At 71.6% G+C, this 15,761-nt stretch carries 11 protein-coding genes; 4 read left to right on the plus strand and 7 right to left on the minus strand.

The window, feature by feature from the left end:
• The first annotated feature begins 114 nt into the window (after window positions 1-114).
• Window positions 115-966 (plus strand): aldo/keto reductase, encoded by an 852-nt coding sequence (locus HDA31_RS22885; protein ID WP_178063638.1) that lies wholly within the window; start codon window positions 115-117, stop codon window positions 964-966.
• A 99-nt stretch (window positions 967-1,065) separates the two neighbouring features.
• Here HDA31_RS22885 and HDA31_RS22890 read toward each other — a convergent pair whose 3' ends face one another.
• On the minus strand, window positions 1,066-2,352 hold the full coding sequence (locus HDA31_RS22890) for an FAD-binding oxidoreductase (protein WP_246384453.1): 1,287 nt from the start codon (window positions 2,350-2,352) through the stop codon (window positions 1,066-1,068).
• 30 nt (window positions 2,353-2,382) lie between these two features.
• Between HDA31_RS22890 and HDA31_RS22895 the strand changes: the two genes are divergently transcribed.
• Both HDA31_RS22895 and HDA31_RS22900 read left to right on the plus strand, forming a co-directional pair.
• On the plus strand, window positions 2,383-3,291 hold the full coding sequence (locus HDA31_RS22895; protein ID WP_221486663.1) for a cellulose binding domain-containing protein: 909 nt from the start codon (window positions 2,383-2,385) through the stop codon (window positions 3,289-3,291).
• Window positions 3,292-3,434: 143 nt separating this feature from the next.
• The gene (locus tag HDA31_RS22900) at window positions 3,435-4,865 is read left to right on the plus strand and encodes a hypothetical protein (RefSeq protein WP_178063637.1); all 1,431 of its coding nucleotides are present in this window, start codon (window positions 3,435-3,437) and stop codon (window positions 4,863-4,865) included.
• A 31-nt stretch (window positions 4,866-4,896) separates the two neighbouring features.
• Here HDA31_RS22900 and HDA31_RS22905 read toward each other — a convergent pair whose 3' ends face one another.
• From HDA31_RS22905 to HDA31_RS22925, 5 genes are all read right to left on the minus strand, one after another.
• Entirely contained in the window at window positions 4,897-6,219 is a 1,323-nt protein-coding gene (locus HDA31_RS22905) for an AAA domain-containing protein (RefSeq protein WP_178063636.1), read from the minus strand.
• 60 nt (window positions 6,220-6,279) lie between these two features.
• Window positions 6,280-7,176 (minus strand): nucleotidyl transferase AbiEii/AbiGii toxin family protein, encoded by an 897-nt coding sequence (locus HDA31_RS22910; protein WP_178063635.1) that lies wholly within the window; start codon window positions 7,174-7,176, stop codon window positions 6,280-6,282.
• On the minus strand, window positions 7,173-7,781 hold the full coding sequence (locus HDA31_RS22915) for a type IV toxin-antitoxin system AbiEi family antitoxin domain-containing protein (protein ID WP_178063634.1): 609 nt from the start codon (window positions 7,779-7,781) through the stop codon (window positions 7,173-7,175). The genes HDA31_RS22910 and HDA31_RS22915 overlap by 4 nt, the downstream gene beginning before the upstream one ends.
• A 73-nt stretch (window positions 7,782-7,854) precedes the next feature.
• The gene (locus tag HDA31_RS22920; protein ID WP_178063633.1) at window positions 7,855-8,703 is read right to left on the minus strand and encodes a sugar phosphate isomerase/epimerase family protein; all 849 of its coding nucleotides are present in this window, start codon (window positions 8,701-8,703) and stop codon (window positions 7,855-7,857) included.
• 103 nt (window positions 8,704-8,806) lie between these two features.
• Window positions 8,807-11,056 carry a protein kinase domain-containing protein gene (locus HDA31_RS22925; protein WP_178063632.1) on the minus strand — a complete coding sequence of 750 codons (2,250 nt, stop codon included), beginning with the start codon at window positions 11,054-11,056 and terminating at the stop codon, window positions 8,807-8,809.
• Window positions 11,057-11,586: 530 nt separating this feature from the next.
• Between HDA31_RS22925 and HDA31_RS22930 the strand changes: the two genes are divergently transcribed.
• Window positions 11,587-14,649, plus strand: a complete 3,063-nt coding sequence (locus HDA31_RS22930) for a DEAD/DEAH box helicase (RefSeq protein WP_246384452.1) — start codon at window positions 11,587-11,589, stop codon at window positions 14,647-14,649.
• Between the two features lie 14 nt (window positions 14,650-14,663).
• On the opposite strand, the gene HDA31_RS22935 is transcribed toward HDA31_RS22930, so the two are convergent.
• Complete coding sequence (locus tag HDA31_RS22935; RefSeq protein WP_178063630.1) at window positions 14,664-15,665, minus strand: hypothetical protein; 1,002 nt, start codon at window positions 15,663-15,665, stop codon at window positions 14,664-14,666.
• Between the last annotated feature and the right edge of the window lie 96 nt (window positions 15,666-15,761).

A 15,761-nucleotide genomic window follows, 5' to 3' on the forward strand; every position in this document is an offset into this window, starting at 1 on the left:
ACCCCGCCCCGGCCGTGCGGAAGCGACCGGGGCGGGGTAGGACAACCGGGTGGCACGGCCCGGCCGCGCAGCCTCCGCGCGCCCGGGCCCCTGACGATGGGAGAGACTGCCGACATGGCGAACACGGTTCCCGACATCGCGCTCAACGACGGCAACACCATCCCCCAGCTCGGCTTCGGCGTCTATCTGATCCCCCCGGAGGAGACCGCCGAGGCCGTCGGCCGGGCCCTGGAGATCGGCTACCGGCACATCGACACCGCCGAGATGTACGGCAACGAGGCCGAGGTGGGCCAGGCGGTGCGCGCCTCCGGCCTGGCCCGGGACGAGGTCTTCGTCACCAGCAAGCTGAACAACAGCTTCCACCGCCCCGACGACGCCCGCCGCGCGTTCGACGCCACCCTCGCCGCGCTGAAGATGGACCACATCGACCTGTTCCTGATCCACTGGCCGCTGCCGACCCGCTACGACGGCGACTTCGTCTCCACCTGGAAGGTCCTGGAGGAGTTCCGGCGCGACGGCCGGGCCCGCTCGATCGGCGTGTCGAACTTCCAGGTGCCGCACCTGGAGCGGCTGGCCGCCGAGGCCGACGTGGTGCCGGCGGTCAACCAGATCGAGGTGCACCCCTACCTCGGCAACGAGGACGTGCGCGCGTACGGCCACGCGCACAGCATCCTCACCGAGGCGTGGTCGCCGATCGCCCAGGGCGCGGTGCTCGACGACCCGAACCTCGTCGACATCGCCGAGGAGATCGGGCGCACCGTGCCCCAGGTGGTGCTGCGCTGGCACGTGCAGCGCGGCGACATCGTCTTCCCCAAGTCGATCGACCCGAAGCGGATGGCGGAGAACTTCCAGATCTTCGACTTCGCGCTGGACGACGCGACGATGGAGCGGATCACCGGCCTCGACCGGGGCGAGGCGGGCCGGCAGGGCCCGCACCCCGACACCTTCGACTGGTTGCCCGACTGACGACCACGTGCCCGGTTGACGACCACGTGCCCGGCTGAGCGGCCGACCCCGGCGGCGGGCTGCCACGGCAGGCCCGCCGCCGCCGGCGCGTCCGGGCCGTCAGCGGTCGAAGGCGTCCGGCAGGTGGACCCGGTCGGCGGGCACCCCGGCGGCGAGCAGTCGCAGCCGCGCGCCGGCCACCATCTGCGGCGGCCCGCACAGGTGCACCTCCTGGTCGCCCGCGTAATGGCGCAGGGCCACGGTGAGCGCGTCGCCCCGCTCGGCGGGGCCGGCCGCCGGGTCGTGGGAGTACGCGGGCACCACCGTCAGCCACCCGTGGGCGGCCTCCAGCTCGGCGAGGGTGGCCCGGTCGTAGAGGTCGGCCGGGGTGCGCGCCCCGGCGACCAGGGTCACCCGCCGGCCGTCCGGGGCGGCGGCGAGCTGCTCGACGAGGGCGCGCAGTGGCGCCAGGCCGGTGCCGGCGGCGACGAGCAGCAGGTCGTGCCAGGGGCTCGGGTCGAGCAGCAGGCTGATCCCGCACGGCGGGCCGAGCAGCAGCGGCCCGCCGGGGCGTACCCCGTCGACGAGCGCGCCCGAGACGGTGCCGGCGGCGACGGCGCGCACGTGCAGCTCGACGGTGCCGTCGGGGCGGGGCGCGTTCGCCGGGGAGTACCACCGCCAGGCCCCGGGCCGGCGCGGGTCGCACACGGGCACCGCCTGCCCCGGCCGGTACGGCAGCGGCCGGCGCGGGCGCACGGTGAGCACGGCCACGCCGTCGGCGGCCCGGTCGTGGGCGACCACCTCGGCCCGCCACCACGCTGGCCCGTCGCCGACCCGGGCGGCGGCCCGGCGCACGGCGGTGACCGCCCGGCGCAGCCCGCGCTCCCAGCCGGCGGCGAGGGCGGCCGTCCAGCGGGCCCGGTTCTCCCGGGCGACGGCGGCGAGCAGGGCGTCGCCGAGCACGTCGGCGTGCTGCGGCAGCAGGCCGACGCCCCGGTGGGCCCGGGCCAGCACGGCCAGCGCGGCGGCCCGCCCGGCCGGGTCGTCGACGCCGCCGGCCAGCCGGCCGAGCGTGGCGAAGACCACGACCTGGTCCCGCTCGGCCAGCAGCCCGGGGAGGCGGTCACTCACGGTGTCCAGGAAGGTGGTGGCGGCCCGGTCGACGGCGGCGGCGGTCGCCGCCCAGGACGGGCCGAGGTCGGCGCTCACCGCCCGGATCGTCTCCGCCACCCCGACCGTCGGCCCCGCACGCAGCTCCGTCGTCTCCACGGCGATGGGTACGGACGGTGACCATCGACGGTTCACCCCGTTGACCGAGGGCGACCAGCCGGTGACCGTCAGGGCGCCCGCGGCTCCGCCGCCCCTGGCCGGTCGGTCGGCCGCGTCGGGCCGGTCGGCCATATCCATCGACGATCATCTACCAATAGGATGCCGGTCATGCGTGCCCGCCGCGTAACCGCCGCAGCCGCCGTCGCCGGCCTGCTGAGCCTGCTCGCCGTCACCGCCGCCCGCGCCGCCGACGGCCCGGCCCTCACCACGCCCGGCGCGCCGGTCGTCGTGGCCAACGAGCCGCACCAGCTCACCCTCGCCTGGACGCCGTCGACGTGGGTGGGCGAGCCGGGCGGCACCGAACCCATCACGTACGAGGTGCTGGTGCCGCTGGGCCCCAACACGTACCGGGGGCTGGGCAGCACGCAGACGCCCTCGATCACGTTGGCCGCCCTGCCGCCGGGCACCGAATACCAGGTGGCCATCCAGGCCCACACCATCGGCGGATACTCCGACACGTCGGCGACCACCGACCTGCGCACCGCGTACGGCCGGGCGAAGGTCAGCTACCTCAACCTCGACTGGGCGCCCACGGACAACCAGGTCCACTTCGTCGCGCAGGTCGTCAACACCGGCGCGCAGCCGCTCGACCTACGCACCGTGCGGATGGACTACCACCTGACCTTCGAGGGCGGCAACACGTCCCTCGTGACGGAGTGCGACTGGGCGGCGCTGGGCTGCGACCGGGTCCAGCGGCAGCTGTTCTTCTACCTGCCGCCCGCGCCGCCGCCCCCGCCGCCGGGCAGCAGCCCCACGCCCGTCCCCACCGCGACGCGGTACCCGGTGCCGGGCACGCCCGTCCCCGGCCACGTCCGGCTCACCTTCACCGGCGGGACCCTCGCCCCCGGCGAGTCGAGCGGGCCCATCCAGCTCCGCTTCCACCGGCAGAACTGGACCGCCGTCGACGAGCGGGACGACCCGAGCTGGCGGGCCGCCACCGGCGTCTGGGCAGACAACAGCCGGATCACCCTCGACGTCGACGGCGTCCGCGAGTTCGGCGACCAGTACGCCGGCTGAACCCGGCCGGAACAACCTTCAAGTAGGTTGTCGGGCCGCTGCGCGTATCCCCCTGATTCGCCCCGCCCTGAGGTAGCTTCTACTCCGCGCGCGACACCCTTCTTGGACGACGCAATCCCGATCGTCCACATTCACTTTCCCTCGTGAAGGGCCCGACGGCGGACATGGGCGAACCCCTCGAACCTTACGTACCCGACCCCACGCTCAGGGCGGCGCTGGAGGACTTCGGGCAGCAGTGCGACCGGGAGATCAGCGTCCCGCCGCAGACGCGCCTCGACCGGGGCTACGGAGGCGGCACACTCTTCGTCGCGAGGCTCACCGAGCCTGCGCCGCCGGGCCGGGAGCCCACCCGGAAGGTCTTCGTCAAGGTTCTGCCGGCCCGCTCGCGGCAGCGGGAGGTGCGCGGCCAGCAACGGCCGCGGGCCGCCCTGGGCGACTTCGCCCGGCAGCACCTCGCCGAGCAGATCTTCCCGCCCATCGACCTGCGCGACGGCCGCCGGCTGATGTTCCAGGAGACCACCGACGACGACGCCCGGATGCGGGGCCTCGACGAACTCGACGGCGAGGACCTGCTCGCCGCGTTCCGGGCCGTGCTGGAGGCGGTGCTGCACGAGTGGAACAGCGCCGCACCGGCCCCCGGACGCGCCGGCCCGCCGCACCGCGAGACCACCCTCGGCCCCTACCTCGAACGGGAGCTGCGGGCCGCCGGCGCGTGGGAGAAGATCCATCACGCGCTGGGCATCTTCGGCTTCCGCAGTGACGCCGAGTCGCTGGTCATCGACTCGCGGCCCCTGCCGAACCCGCTGCGGACCGTCGACCCGGCATCGCCCCACCACCGCCGACCGGTCCGCTTCCACGCCGGCTTCGCCCACGGCGACCTGCACGGCGGCAACGTGCTCGTGCCCTGCGGGGCCGACGGCCGGCCGTACCCCGAGCGGTTCTCGCTGGTCGGGTTGAGCGCCGTCGACGCGGAGGCCCCGCTGACCCGCGACGTCGCCGCCCTGCTGCTGGCCACCGTGCTCCGGTACGTCCCGAGCCTCGACCACGACGGGTCCGAGGCGCTGATCGACTACCTGGTCCACCCGCAGCGGGGGCGACCGGGCGCGCTGGTCGGGCCCGTCGCGGAACTCGTCCGGATCGCCGACGAGGTCGGCACCGCGTACGCCCAGCCGCTCGCGGGGCCGGCGACCTGGCGCAGGCAGGCCCGCCTCTCCCTCATCGCCCAGGCGCTGACCTGCACGACCTTCGAGGACCTGCGACCCGACCGGGGCCTGTGGTGCCTCCGGCTGGCGGCGCGCGCCATGCAGGCGCACCTCGAGGAGAGCCCCGTCGCGCCCGCCGCACCGGCCCCCGCCGTGGGCAGGTGGCCGGTGCGCCCCCCGGCGACCCCCGGCCCGGGCAGCGACGCCGCGCACCCCCACCGGCCGCCGGCCGCCGGCCCACCCGGCCCCGACCCGGGGCAGCGCAGCGGCCCGCCGTCCCGGGTGCTCGTGTGGTGCCTGCTCGTGGCAGCGCTGCTCGCCCTGGCCGGCGTCGCGGCGTGGGCGCTGGCCCCCGGGTCGGGCACGACCTGACCGGTCACGGCCACCGGCGGCCGGCGGCCGGTCAGGGCCGGCGCGGGTGGTGCAGGTGGTCGAGGATCGCCTGGTTGGCCTGCCAGCCGTCGGGGAACCGCACCGGCACGTCGAGGTGCACCGGCTCGGTCGACGGGTGGGCGTCGAGCAGCTCCGCGATGCCCGCCCGCGCCACCACCACGCACGCGTGCCGGTGCCGGGACGTCAGCACGCACAGCCGCCCCGACTCCAGGTGGAAGGCGGTCGCGTCCCGCCGGCCCGACAGCGGGTGCAGCACGATCGTCACGTCGTACTCGCGGCCCTGGAGCCGGTTGGCGGTGTCCACCGTGACGCCCGCACCGGCCGCGCCCAGGTGCGCGCGGATGGCGGCGACCTGGTCGCGGTGCGCGGCCCCCACGGCGATCCGGTCGGCGGTGACCGGCGCGCCGGCCGGCGCGTGCTCGGAGACGGCGACCGCGCCGCGCGCCAGCACCCGCAGCGCCAGCGCGGCGCACGCGGCGGCGGCCTCGGAGTCGGTACGCGGGGCGTGCCGCTGCGGCAGCTCGTACAGCGCCCAGCCCGTCGACGCCGCCAGCTCCACCGCCGCGTCGACGGCGTCCCCCGGCCCGGCGTCGGTGAACGCGAGCACCCGGTCGGCACGGCCGGTGCCCGCCCGGAACCCGGTGAACGGATAGAACGCCGCAGCGACCACCGGGGCCGCCGACGCCGGCAGCCGCCACGACACCGGCAGCCGGTGCACCGGCAACTGCGGGTTGTGCCGCAGCAGCACCGCCACCGCCGACTGCATCGGATCCCAGGTCAGGCCCGTCCAGCGCACCGTCTCGACCGTGGAGAACGGGTCGAGCTGCCCGGGATCCCCCACGAACAGGGCCCGCTCGAACCTGCCGGCCACGCGCAACAACGCGTCGGACCGCATCTGGTACGCCTCGTCGACGATCGCCCACGGCCAGCAGCCCTCGGTGACCATGGCCCACTTGGCGGCCGTGCCGATGACGACGGCCGGCCCGCCGAGGTCGGCGACCTTCGCGGCCACCTTGACCGTCGGGTGGTCCTTCACCCGGTCGGTCGGCCGGTATTCCGTGGCGGAGAGCCGGCCGATGCGCAGCCCGGGGGCCTTGCGGGCGAGCCGGTCGATGAGGTCGTCGACCTGCTCGTTGGTCTGCGCGACGATGATCAGCGGCTCCCCGGCGGCGGCCAGCTCGACGGCGGCGCGGACGACGAGGGTCGACTTGCCGGCGCCGGGCGGCGAGTCGACGACGACGCCCCGGTGGTCACCGGAACGCAGGTCGGCCAGCACCGCCGTGACGACCCGCTCCGCCTCGACGGACGGCGGCACCTCCAGCCCGACGGTCACTGCCCACCTCCCATCCAGCGCGTCCGCACTCTACCCGGCTGGCCTTCGCCGGCCCCGGCGTCACATCGCCCAACCCGAGGTCGCGGCAATCCAGCGCCGGCCCCGCGCACGCTCGGCCAACGCGGGGTCGGCGAGCGCGGACGCACGTCGCAACACCACGTCGAATTCCTGGGGAAGCTGGCTGTCCAGGCGATGCTTACGCCGCCACGAAGCCCACCGCGGCTGCGCGAGCGCCGCATATCCGTCAAGGGCCTTGCTCAGCGGCTCACGCACCACCTGCCGGTATTCCGCAACCTGCCGTATGGCCGTCGCTAGTTCATCACCGTCGATATCATGGCGACTTGAGAGCAGGTAGACATCGGCAAAGTCACGCCAGCGGGTGTTCGCCCCGCCGCGCTGCAACGCCGTCACCAGCTTCTCCGCATACACCATGGCCAACGGGTAACCCGTGAGTATGATCTCCCCGTCAAGTAGGCGCGGCAGCCTGATCGATCGCGGTTCTGGCCAGATCGGGTCGCCAACGTTGACATCGACGTGGAAGGTCAGCCGCGCCGCAGAGAGGCTTCCGGAAAGACCGACCCGCACTCCGGCGTAGGTGTCGTCGTCCCGGATCGTTTCGGCCGTCGCGGCCCCCGCATCGAGCACAAGACCGTCGTCAAGTTCCACGGCCGCGACATGTCGGACGATGTCGAGCACCTGGCCGCTGTCGTTCGAGATCCATCGGCCTTGGAGATCCACGTCTCGGGTGGGGCGTCGGGTGGAGTAGGCAGCCAGCAGCACCCCGCCCTTGAGGACGAGCCTGTGCGCATACTCGGATTGAGCCAGCCGGGCGAGGAATCCCTCCAACCCGTAGATCTGGTGCAGCTCGTCGGTCGGCCGGCCGGTGCGGCGGGCGAGGTTCTGGAGGTCGAGGTAGGCGCGGCCGGCAACAGTGGCCCGCGTCGGACGTACGGTCACAACAGGATCTCCAGCGCCTCTCGAAGTGGTCGCTCCGCCCTGGGAAAGCTCCGCGCCATCCCCAACAACCTTGACGGCGATGCGCCTCTTCGCCCCAACCACCGCCTGAGCGCCCCGTACGCCAGATCGGGTCCCTCTCGGTGCCGAAGGCGGACGGCGTCGATGATGCTGCGTTCGGGGCTGTAGAGCCCGATCGACGTATCAGGATCGAGCGGCAGCTCCGTACGCCCGATCTGGAACGTGGTGGGATCGAACCAGTGCCAGGCGACCGGAGCGACGACGAGCGGCCGATGCCGCCCGCGCGGCAGCGCGACATCGATGCGCGCGGGAATCTCGTCGGTGAGGCCGTGCCGGGCCAGGGCGGTGGTCAGGCAGAGCGTGGCCGCTGGCGCACGGCGGGCAGCCTCGACGAGGTCGAGGTCCGCTGTCTCGGCGTCACGACGTCGGTACAGGCCCCGCCCGAGGGCCTCGATGAGCCCTTGATCGCGCAGCCGGTACAGCCGCCATTCGGAGACGCCAGCGGCAAGAGCCTCTGAGTAGCTGAAGGTGGCCGGAAGACGGGCTAGTGACCCGTCCCCGCCCCCTGACTGCCCTGCCGGCTCCACGAGGAAACCCTATACATGTCACCATCATCTGTAGCGGATTTCCCTGGTGCCACGCCGGATGCCCTTCCAAGGTCTACGGCAGATCACGCCCGGTCAGGCCGCGCAGGAACGCCAGCCCCTCGACGGCGAGGGCGTCGGGGTCGGCGGCGAGGGGCCGCCACACGGACATCGGCACGGCCAATGCCTCGGCGGTGAACGACTCGATGTTCACCTGGCCGCCGTAGCCGATGTCGCACAGGGCGTCGAACATCCCCGGCCAGTCGAGGTGGTCGCCGCCGGGCGTCCCCCGGTCGTTGCCGCACACCTGGACGTGCGCGAGGTGGTCGCCGGCCAGCCGGATCGCGGCCGGCAGGTCGCGTTCCTCGATGTTCAGGTGGAAGGTGTCCAGCGCCAGGCCCAGTCCGGGGACGCCGTCCACCACCTCCAGTGCCTGCCCGACGGTGTTGAGCAGGCTCGTCTCGAACCGGTTGAGCGGTTCGAGGGCGATCGTCACGCCCTGCCCGGCCGCCTCGTCGGCCAGCGGCCGCAGCCGCGCCACGAGGCGGGCGGTGGCGGCCCGCCGGGCGTCCGCGTCGAGCAGCCACCGCCGGCCGGCCGGGGCGTAGAGCGGGCCCGCCACCACGGCCGCGCCCACCCGCCCCGCGACCCGCACGCAGTGCCGGACGAACTCTTCCGTACGCCGCAGCACCTCCGCGTCGTCGGCGAGCAGGTCGTGCTCGGGCAGCAGACCCGCGCAGACGGCGGGGGCCAGCTCCAGCCCGGCGAGCAGGTCTGCCGCCGACCCGGGATCCCAGTCGCCGGGCGCCTGGACGGTCAACTCGATGGCGTCGAAGCCCCACGCCCTGATCCTGGGTGCCAGCCGGGCGAGCGCCCGGTCGGTCAGCGGGGCCGCCCACGCCCACGTGTTGATGCCGATGCGCATCCCAAACCCTCTCGCCGTCCACGTCGATGAAAATGTCGACTGTAGAGGGCTGGCAGGCCCCGCTCACGACACCTGTCCCGGGCGGTCGCCCAGAGCCATGGCGTCAGCTTCGTTCCAGCGCCGCCAGAACGGAGCGGATGGTCAGCCTGATCGGCTCGAGGCCTGATCGCGCAACGACGACGGGGGTGTACTCGACGTACACCTCGAAGGCACCCTTCCGCCCCTTGTGGCGCAAGGCGTAAGGCTTGTGCGGTGCCAGCGCAGCGTCGACCCGTTCGTTGAGAATTCTGCGCATCTTCTCGTTGGCCATGTTCTCGAACCCAATTTTACCGTTGGGGTGGAACTGCACGGTGAGCGAAGGGTGCATGGCCTGCCGGAACAGCTTCTCGCTCCACGAGAAGGACACCTCCCAGTTCCCCGTCAGACTGGTGAAGGCGGGCTTCGAGGGCACTCGAGGATCGTTGGTCAGCTTATAGATCAGTTCAGCGAGGAAAGTCGCCCTTTCCAGCGTCTTATCACTGTGGGTGTGCGACAACTCATCCTTGATCAACAAGAGTCGGCCGATGACCTCCTCGAAGCTCTGAATGCGCTCCGCAGAGGCCCACTCGGTGGCGTCCTTGTACAGCGCACCAATCTGCCGCACGACCTCGCCCGAGACACTTGAGTGGAACTTTCGCTGGATTTCGGCAAGATTGCCACCCAGTCGCACGGGGTCGGGGTCCCTACCCATGAAGCAGAAATACATGAGCTGGCCGAAGGAAAATACATCCAGGGCCGGGGTCTTCGCCGACACGATCTTCGGATCGAATGCGGAGTACTGTTCTGGCGCAGCGTAGTAGATAACCCCGAGGCCACTCTTGGTAGCGTTCTGGGTGCGGGTGGTGAACCAGGCCAGGTCGAAGTCCGTCAGATAGGGGTGCTGCCGGCCGTCGGGGCCGGTAAGACACACGATGTTTTCCGGCTTGATGTCGCGGTGAATCACGCTGTTTTGATGTGCGTGGACGACGGCGTTCGCCACGCCAATCAGAAGATCGATCAGCTCGTCGGGCTCAAGGAATGAATGCGGCTTCAGATCCCGAATGTTCTGCCCTTCGATGTAATCCATCACAAAGCCAATGGGGCACGTGCTGAAGCGATGAACCTTGACGATCGAGTTGTGCTTCAGCAGCGTCATCGCTTCGTAACCCGTAGCGAAGCGCTGGATCTTTTCAGGATTGTCCATCTCCTGCGCGTGATAAATCTTGTACGCGACGGACTTGCCCGTTTCCGGGTCCCTCACTTGCCAAACCGAACCGAACCCACCTGAGCCCAACTGGCGCTCGAGGATTCCCTCCTTGATCACCATCCCGCTCTCCACCAGCGCCAACTCGGTACGATACCGATTCAACGTCTCACGGCATCTACGGAAGGCCAACCGGCTCGCCACCCCCGGCATGACGGCTTTTCTCTCGAACCACTCGTAGATGCTCTCCAGCCGACGGCAAGCGAGATCGTACCCCTCTCGTCGCCAGCCTTCGGAGTCATAACCCATCTTGAAGCGAAGGAACTGGTCGAGAAAGCTCTGGGCCTCGCGCTCGATCAGCAGGTAATCCTGCTCTGGAGGTGGGGGCGGGAGATTAGGAGTCAACCCAGCTGCCAGGACCAGTCGGCCTGGGATATGACCACCGAAGACCGGCTTCTGTTGCTCGCGGGAGCCTCCGCGCTGCCCCATGTTTCGAGAAATAACCTCGTAAAGACTGTGAACGGTGACGCAGCCATCGTGATCGGCCGCCTCTCCGTACAGCCCTTGAAGAAGGTAGTAGGTGAAGATGCCGTGCCCGAAGTTCTGCTCCTCCCAAGCCTGCTGACTGCTCAATGCCGCACCGATGACGGCAACCCCACGGTCCACGTTGACTGCGGTTCTTATGTCGTCGTTCAGCATGGGCCGGCGCATCTCCACGGTACCGTCGGGCCGAATCCCAGCCCCAGAGTGGCAGCAGTCAAGGAAGACTAGGGTGTCATGCCTAGAATCAGACTCGCCGGCTAGCAGACGTATGACTTTCTGGATCTCTATGCCCTCGTCATACTCGGCATTGTCGAAGGTCACCAGGAACGCCCCCAGATCGGTTACCGTTCCATGGCCCGAGAAGTAGAACAACAACGACTCGGGCATCGACGACCTGGCTTCCGCCGCCCATCTCAAGATGCGTCCTCGTGTCGCCTCCGCGTCCGTGAGCACCGTTACCTCGAACCCGTATTCCTCCATTTCGAGCAGACCCGCCACCTGCGATGCATCGTTCAGACAGCAACTCAGGGGCGACCACCGACCGGAGTAGTCGTTTATTCCGACAACCAGGGCCTTTCGTTGCCCCATGGTCCCTCCTCACACGCTCTCCCACGAAATCCATCTCACGCCCGCCCGCCCAAAGTAAATCGTGGAAATAGCGATGGGTTCGATGGCGCGAAGTCAGCAGGGCGCGCAGGCAGAACGATCGAGAACTGAGCGCGACTGCGCGGCCCCTGGAACACTACCCGAAGCTCACCCGGACGCGACGCTCTCATCCGCGAGCCGATCAGCCTCTGGGAGTTCACCCCTTCGGCGGATTCGACACCACTCCGGACGACCGGGTCACACCCGAGTTGGTCGATCAACAAAGTTATCGAGCCACGCAAGGAAGACCGCGATCCAAGCGGGCGGCCACCGTCCAGCAGATGTCAAGATCGGCCAGAGCGGCATACGTAACTCAGATCAACTCAGCCTCCCTCGCCGGAGAGGGTTCAATGGCAACATCCGGGCTACTATCCACCAGGCACGGAATCGAAGAAGCCGATTGTCGTACAGGCGACAGTAGCGCGGCAAAGTCAACTGAAGCAGCTGAGCGGCCTCGCAGGTACCGTGCACGGGTGAGCGATCATGGTTTCGGCGTCTACGAGCACCTGATCACCCACCAGCTCGCCGGGCAGCTCCACCGCCTCGATGCCGCGCTCGTCCAACGCCAGCCGCTCGACCCGGCCGATGCCCACCAGCTCCTCACCCGGCACCTCGCCGCCCTGATCAGCCGCGCCCTGCAAGCCGTACCCGGCGGCGACGACAGGCTGCGCCGCCAGGTCGACCTCGCCAACCGGATCGCGCAGGCCGTCACCGACCTCGACCCGGACGCGGCCGGCCCCGACGACCAGGTGGCCGACGCCCGCAACCTGCTGCACGCCATCGCCGCCCCGCCCACCCCGCCCGCGCAGCCGACCTTCCCGGCCCGCCCCACCACCCCGCTCTCCACCGGCGCGCTGCTGGTCAACGGCCGCCACCAGCCGCGCATCGGTCACGAGGTCACCCACGAGATGGCGTCGGCACAGCGGGTCGACCTGCTGTGCGCGTTCATCAAGTGGCACGGGCTGCGCATCGTCGAGCCGGCCGTCCGCGAGCTGATCGGCCGGGGCGGGACGCTGCGCGTCATCACCACCACCTACCTCGGTGCGACCGACCAGCGGGCGCTGGACCGGCTCGCCGAGCTGGGCGCCGAGGTCAAGGTCTCCTACGAGACCAGGACGACCCGGCTGCACGCGAAGGCGTGGCTGTTCCGCCGGGGCAACGGCCTGACCACGGCGTACGTCGGGTCGAGCAACCTGTCGAAGGCGGCGCTGGTCGACGGGGTGGAGTGGAACGTCCGCATCTCCGACGTGGAGCAGCCGCACGTCATCGACACGTTCGCCGCCACTTTCGAGGACTACTGGAACGATCCGGCGTTCGAGGCGTACGACGCCGGGCGGGACGGCGAGCGGCTGCGCGCCGCGCTCAGCGGGGAACGGCGGGAGGGATCGCCGACGCAGATCGCGAACCTGGACGTGCGGCCGTACCCGTACCAGGCGGAGATCCTGGCCGACCTGGACGCGGAGCGGCAGGTGCACGGCCGGCACCGCAACCTGGTGGTGATGGCGACCGGGACCGGCAAGACGGTGGTGGCGGCGCTGGACTACCGGCGGCTAAACAGGAACAAGACCGTCGACTCGCTGCTGTTCGTCGCGCACCAGGAGCAGATCCTGCGGCAGAGCCTGTCGACGTTCCGGCAGGTGGTGGGCGACGGGAGCTTCGGCGAGCTGCTGGTCGGCGGGAGCGAGCCGAGGAACTGGACGCACGTCTTCGCCTCGATCCAGTCGCTGCACCGCCGCGAGATCGACCCCGGGGCGTACGACATGGTGATCGTCGACGAGTTCCACCACGCGGAGGCGCCGACGTACGCGCGGCTGCTGGAGCGGCTGCGTCCGCGCGTACTGCTGGGGCTGACGGCGACCCCCGACCGGGCCGACGGCGGCGACGTGCGGCGGTGGTTCGACGGCCGCGCCGCCGTGGAGCTGCACCTGTGGGAGGCGCTGGAGCGGCAGTTGCTGGCCCCGTTCCAGTATTTCGGGGTGCACGACGAGGTGGACCTGTCGCACCTGCGGTGGCGGCGCGGCCAGGGGTACGACCCGGGCGAGCTGGGCGCGATCTACACCGGCGACGACGCGCGGGCGCGGCTCATCGTACGAGCCGTACGCGACACCGTGGACGTGGGGCGGATGCGGGCGCTCGGGTTCTGCGTGAGCATCGGGCACGCCGAGTTCATGGCGGACTGGTTCACCCGGCACGGTGTCCCGTCGGCGGCGGTGACGTCCCGGCTGGACCGGTCGGCGCAGCACGGGCTGCTGCGCGACTTCCGGGCCGGGAAGCTGCGGGTGCTGTTCACCGTCGACCTGTTCAACGAGGGCGTCGACCTGCCGATGGTCGACACGATCCTGATGCTGCGGCCCACCGAGAGCGCGACGGTCTTCCTCCAGCAGCTCGGCCGGGGCCTGCGCCTGGACGACGACAAGCCCTGCCTCACGGTGCTGGACTTCATCGGCGGGCAGCACGCCAACTTCCGGTTCGACCTGCGCTGGCGGGCCCTGACCGGGGTCAGCCGGCGGGCGGTCCGGGACGCGGTCGAGCAGGACTTTCCCATGCTGCCCAGCGGCTGCCACGTCGAGCTGGACCGGGTGGCGAAGGAAGTGGTGCTGGCCAACCTCAGAAGCGCCCTGCCCACGTCGAGGAGGGGCCTGGTGGCCGAGCTGCGGCAGCTCGGGGACGTCGACCTCGCCGGCTTCCTGCGGGAGACCGGCCTCGACGTCGAGGACGTCTACCGCTCGGCGGCGGTCGGCGGGTGGACCGGGCTGCGGCGGCTCGCCGGGCTGGACACCCCGGCCCCCGGCCCGGACGACCGCGAGTTGGGGCGGGCCATCGGGCGGATGCTGCACCTGGACGACGCCGACCGGCTGGACCTGTTGGCCGGGGTCGCCGCCGGTGAGCGACCCGAGCCGGGACGGCTGTGGGACATGCTGCACTTCGACCTGTGGGGTCCGCAGGCACCGTTGAGCGACCGGGACGCGCGGCTCGCCCGGCTGTGGGCGGAGCCGGCGCGCTGCGCCGAGCTGCGGCAGCTCGCCGGGGCGCTGCGGGACCGCATCCACCGGGTCACCGTGCCCGTCGGCGCGCTGCGGGTGCACGCCCGCTACAGCCGCAACGAGGCGTGCGCCGCGTTCGGGATGCCGAACCCTGGGTCGCTGCGGGAGGGGGTGAAGTGGCTGGAGTCCGAGCGGGCGGACCTGTTCTTCGTCACCCTGGTCAAGTCGGAGCGGCACTACTCCCCCACCACCATGTACGCGGACCGGGCCGTCACCGACCGGCTGTTCCAGTGGGAGTCGCAGAGCACCACGTCGGCGGCGTCGGCGACCGGGCAGCGCTACGTCCACCACGCCTCGCGCGGCTCGACGGTGCACCTGTTCGTGCGGGAGACGCGGGTGCCGGACCGGGACCTCGGCGCGCCGGCCTACCTGTACGCCGGGCCGATGGCGTACCGGCGGCACACCGGGGACCGGCCGATGCGCATCGTCTGGGAGTTGGCGCACCCGTTACCGGCCGACCTGTACGCGGCGGCCCGCGCGATCGCCGCCTGACCTGCCGACAGACGTCAGGCGCTGAGCGAGCGTGCCCGCCCGGGTGAGGCGCTGGTCGACGGCAGGGGCGCTGCCCCGCCCGCTTGCGGTGCGACGAGGTCCCGGGGGATGTCCGGGGCGCAGTAGCACAGGGCGCTGGCGGTCGGCCTACGGCGCGCCGCCAGCGGCCGGCCGAACGCCACCGTCAGTCCGGCGAGCGTGACCGTGACCGCCGCGAACCCGGCCGCCAGCATCGGCGACGCATCCGGGTCGCCGTCGGCCAGCATCACCACGGCCATCGCGGTCACCGACGCGCCCAGGCAGGTCAGCCAGGTGAGCAGCGGGTACGCCATCCGCCGCGCCCACGCCGCCCCGCGCAGCACGCCGAGGCCGACGGCCACGGCGGCCGGGACGACGATGCCGAGGTCCATCAGCTTGACCGTCCAGAACGGGGTGGGGCTGGAGGCGTACTCGATCATGGAGGCCGGGTCGGTCCAGGCGGTCACCATGGTCGGCAGGTGCAGCCCGAGCAGCAGGAAAGCCGCCGCCCCGAGCAGCGTCCCGCCGGCGGCGCGGGCAAGCTGGCGCGACGGGGCGGGCGGGTGCGGCGACAGCGCCCGCCAGGCGAGCACCAGCGTCGCCTCGGCGAGCAGGAACGCGGCCAGCAGCAGCGGGAAGAACCGTTCCACGTTGCCCGGCAGGCGCAGGTACTCCTGGCCGATGACGACCTGCGCGTACGTGTAGAGGGCGTACCCGGCGATGCCGGCGGCCAGCGGCGGCGCGACAGGGTGCCGGCGGCCCGCGAGCACGGCGGCGGCCACGGCCAGCGGTGTCACCACGAACAGCGCGGCGGCGTCGCCGCCGACCAGTTGGTGCAGGGTGGTCGGGGAGGTGCGGTAGCGCATCAGGCCCGCCCCGAGCGGCCCGAGCAGCGAGCTGGTCGCCATCGTGGCGGCCAGGGCGGTGAGGGCGGCGGCGAGCAGCCGGTACGAGTCGACGGCCCGCGCCACCGGTCGAGTGCGTTGCTGCGTGGCCATGACGCCTCCCCGCTGGTCGGTCTCCCCTCAGCCTGCTCTGGTGCGGGGAGTCTCGGCAGGGGGTTCGGTCACCGTCCGGCGGGACCTTCGGTCCTG

The sequence above is a fragment of the Micromonospora carbonacea genome, from assembly GCF_014205165.1.
Taxonomy (GTDB): Bacteria; Actinomycetota; Actinomycetes; order Mycobacteriales; family Micromonosporaceae; genus Micromonospora; species Micromonospora carbonacea.

Coding starts and splice junctions, on each gene's coding strand:
- HDA31_RS22885 (WP_178063638.1), top strand. CDS start 115: ATGGCGAACACGGTTCCCGACATCGCGCTCAACGACGGCAACACCATC.
- HDA31_RS22890 (WP_246384453.1), bottom strand. CDS start 2,352: ATGGATATGGCCGACCGGCCCGACGCGGCCGACCGACCGGCCAGGGGC.
- HDA31_RS22895 (WP_221486663.1), top strand. CDS start 2,383: ATGCGTGCCCGCCGCGTAACCGCCGCAGCCGCCGTCGCCGGCCTGCTG.
- HDA31_RS22920 (WP_178063633.1), bottom strand. CDS start 8,703: ATGCGCATCGGCATCAACACGTGGGCGTGGGCGGCCCCGCTGACCGAC.
- HDA31_RS22925 (WP_178063632.1), bottom strand. CDS start 11,056: ATGGGGCAACGAAAGGCCCTGGTTGTCGGAATAAACGACTACTCCGGT.
- HDA31_RS22935 (WP_178063630.1), bottom strand. CDS start 15,665: ATGGCCACGCAGCAACGCACTCGACCGGTGGCGCGGGCCGTCGACTCG.